This window comes from Riemerella anatipestifer (assembly GCF_009932355.1).
GTDB lineage: Bacteria > Bacteroidota > Bacteroidia > Flavobacteriales > Weeksellaceae > Riemerella > Riemerella anatipestifer_E.
Genome location: NZ_LEKU01000031.1, coordinates 1 through 3161, shown reverse-complemented (window position 1 = coordinate 3161; position 3161 = coordinate 1). Strand labels below are relative to the sequence as shown.

The following is a 3161-nucleotide window of genomic DNA, read 5'->3' as shown; positions in this document are numbered from 1 at the left end:
TTTTTCTCTCAACTTTGCGACCAATTTATGATTAAAAGAAACTATGCTAAAACTTTTGAAGGCTTTAAAACAAGGATAATCAGTAAAATAACCGCCGCAACGGTTATTCAATATATCAATAAATTTATCTTCCAAAGAAAATTAAATCATCTAAAAATCAGTATTATTTAAAATGCACAACGAGTTATATAAAATATAAAAGGATAAAAATGGAGAATTGTTCATCTTTTTTTAGGTCTGGTGAAAGCATCTTTATTATGATGAAGCAGGTTTTGTAAAGTTATGTTATATTTGTCCCAGTGATTTTAGGGGGACTAATGACCAGATTTTGCTTACTAATTGTGAAATAGATAAAGATGATACAGAAAGACAAAAGAAAGAAACAAGCTACACTACTTAGGAATTTTAGAAAAATACATAGGATAACAGGAGCTTTACTATTTGTATTTTTCTTTTTTATATCCGTTTCGGGGCTTCTGTTGGGTTGGAAAAAGCATAGTGGTGGGTTTATTCTGTCTAAATCCTACAAAGGTACTTCCACCGAACTCAAAGACTGGCTTCCGTTGGACAGTCTGCACCGTAATGCTTGTAAAATATTGCACGATTCTATTTCGCCAGACTTATCTCTTGAGTTGGATAGGATAGATGTTCGCAAGGATAAGGGTATGGTAAAGTTTGTATTCAGTCATCATTTTTGGGGCGTTCAGCTTGATGGTTCTACGGGAAAGCTATTGCATATTGAACGGAGGCGGTCGGATTATCTTGAAAAAATCCACGATGGCTCCATTATCGACTTTTATTTGGGAACCGATGGCAGTCCGTTTAAACTGATATACACCACCGTCATGGGGATTGCTCTTTTGATATTTACGATTACAGGCTTTTGGCTTTGGTATGGTCCTAAAAGAATGAGAAAGACTGCCAGACAATAAAATCCCAACACTTATAATAAATCAAGGCTGGTTCTGTGTAAAACCAGCCTTGATTTTATCTAAAAGGAGGCTTCTAATTGGTAAAGAGGAAGCCTCCTTTTACCCGAAAAGACGCTTCCTTTTGTAATGCCTATGGATAGGGACTTTACACCGTCGGGCTTAGAGGTCAGATATACTATATATTATAACCACTTAGCTATTATCAACAGTCTGCCGAGCAAAGGTAAGTTTAGGGAGTGCCCCCGTAGCGGTATTGGGAGCGATAGCTTCCAAATAGCAGGGGGCTGTCCCGTGTCGAAGACAAACCCAACCTTTGCTCTTGAATTTTTCGTCCTTTTGTTTCAAGACAAAAGGACATACATACACTTTATCGTTTTGAAACAAACTTAACACAGTACTTCTGTTTTGCTCCCACTACCAATGCTTATACAAAGACAAGTTGAAATTACTAAACCCCACCTTTAGTTTATGTAAAAACCTGCTGTACTTTTATCCCAAACCACGGCAGGTTTTATACAAAACTACCGCAAGTTTCAAGAGAAACCTGCGGTAGTTTTTTTAAGGCGTATAGATAGGATGGGTTACTTCATTTTTTCAAAGCCTGCTGCCGTCATACTATCTAAGATGCGTTTACCGGGGCGATAGTTTACGCCTACCGATTTAATAAGGCTTTGATTAAAATCTTTCTCCGTAGCTGCTCCGCCACTGCTTAGGGTAGGATAGAGGGTGCCTAACTTTTCTAAACGAACCATATAGCCATTGGCTAAGGCTTCTTGGGCTACATTTTCTAAAGCAACCAATACTCCTTTGATATCCGCCTCACTTAGAGCAGAGAATTTTTCTATTTGTTTTACCATATCGTCTATGGAGAGCTCGCCTGCACTTACAGCTTGGGCATACCATTTTTTAATGCCACCACCTGCTACCCCAGGCTGTGGTTTTTCTACTACTGTGAATTTTATTGCCATAATTCTATTTTTAATGATTGTTGTTCTTTCAAAAAATTGAAATACACAACAAAGGAAAGGGTTAACTATTTTACTAATAATAAGGCTTCTAGCTTCTGTAAACGAGCTTCCAATTCCTTATTTTTATTTTCCAAGGTTTCTATTCTTGTATCTTTAGCTTTCAACTCTTCTTTTTGAGCTTTTAAAGCTTTATCTTGCTCTATACTATGCAGATAAAGTTCTTCTATCTTCTCTACATTGGTAAGTTGAGTTGCCATAATATCTATATAACCTTGCTTTTTGATAGCTTCTGCGGACTGATACCCCGGTAAATGCCCGTTAGTTTTTACAAAATCTTCTACTTGGCTAAGGGTTTTAAAGCTATAATCTGCTTTAATGCTAGAAGTTCCTGTGTAATATTTTTGGAACACATAGTCTGGGAAAAGGGTAGCCCCATTAGTTCCCATAAAAGCTGATGCCTTTACTTTACCTGCAACTTCTAGTTTTTCTACTGGTGTATCTACGCCGACACCTACATTATCCCCAAAACGAACGGTTCCTAAACCTGTATAAATAGCATAGTTTTTAGTAGCTCCTTTATTTACATCATCTATATACAAACCGTACATTTCTCTTATTGTAGCTGTAGCATCATTAACAAAGAAATACCTTGCTCCATATAACTTATCTACGTTAGCTCCTGCATAAGTTCTGTTATAGTTATAAATACCATAATGTAACGGATTTTTGCTGTTTTGACGGAAATAAGATGCTGATCTAATACCATTAGTCCCTGTCTCTACCGTAGCATTTTCTGAAACACTTACCACATTATCTATTCCATACATTACTTTTACCGCGTGAGCAGGAACTACACCGCCAACAGAATTTTGTGAGCTTATAGTATTATTAATACCATAAATATTACCAATAGTTCCATAATTACTTGAATTAGCTATCCTAGCTCCATAAGAAGATGTGATAGTACCGTAGTTTCCAGTAGTAACATCAATTCCTCTTAAAGTCCCCACATTAGCTTGAGTAATATCCACCCTACCATTTAGAGCATTCACTCTTCCCCCTGTTAATCTTTCTATAACCCGTTGTGCATTATGAAATGAAAAAAACAAGAGTTGTTTATTAGACTGAAAATCAGTATATTGTTTTTGCTATAAAACGATATAAATGAACAACATAGAGCAAATATATGAAAGAATTTTGGAAGTTTTAGGACTTTTTTCAGAAAATCAACTGATTAGTTATCAGAGAAGAACACCTAAAA

General features: G+C 36.3%; 3 protein-coding genes and 2 pseudogenes. 3 read left to right on the top strand and 2 right to left on the bottom strand.

What is annotated here, in order from left to right:
* Positions 1 to 171 (top strand): annotated as a pseudogene (locus tag GXW81_RS10060) (IS982 family transposase); the annotation flags it as partial.
* Positions 172 to 356: 185 nt separating this feature from the next.
* A complete protein-coding gene (locus GXW81_RS10055; protein ID WP_014937180.1) occupies positions 357 to 932 on the top strand; it encodes a PepSY domain-containing protein in 576 nt (191 codons plus the stop codon).
* A gap of 581 nt (positions 933 to 1513) precedes the next feature.
* Here the strand turns inward: GXW81_RS10055 and GXW81_RS10050 are convergent.
* Together GXW81_RS10050 and GXW81_RS10045 are read right to left on the bottom strand one after the other, a co-directional pair.
* On the bottom strand, positions 1514 to 1900 hold the full coding sequence (locus tag GXW81_RS10050) for an HU family DNA-binding protein (protein ID WP_064969358.1): 387 nt from the start codon (positions 1898 to 1900) through the stop codon (positions 1514 to 1516).
* Between the two features lie 65 nt (positions 1901 to 1965).
* Complete coding sequence (locus GXW81_RS10045; protein ID WP_154212786.1) at positions 1966 to 3009, bottom strand: hypothetical protein; 1044 nt, start codon at positions 3007 to 3009, stop codon at positions 1966 to 1968.
* Positions 3010 to 3064: 55 nt separating this feature from the next.
* Here GXW81_RS10045 and GXW81_RS10040 point away from each other — a divergent pair.
* Positions 3065 to 3161: pseudogene (locus tag GXW81_RS10040) on the top strand (IS982 family transposase); the annotation flags it as partial.

Excerpts from the sequence above, each read along its gene's own strand:
- GXW81_RS10050 (WP_064969358.1), bottom strand. The coding sequence starts at position 1,900 with ATGGCAATAAAATTCACAGTAGTAGAAAAACCACAGCCTGGGGTAGCA.
- GXW81_RS10055 (WP_014937180.1), top strand. The coding sequence starts at position 357 with ATGATACAGAAAGACAAAAGAAAGAAACAAGCTACACTACTTAGGAAT.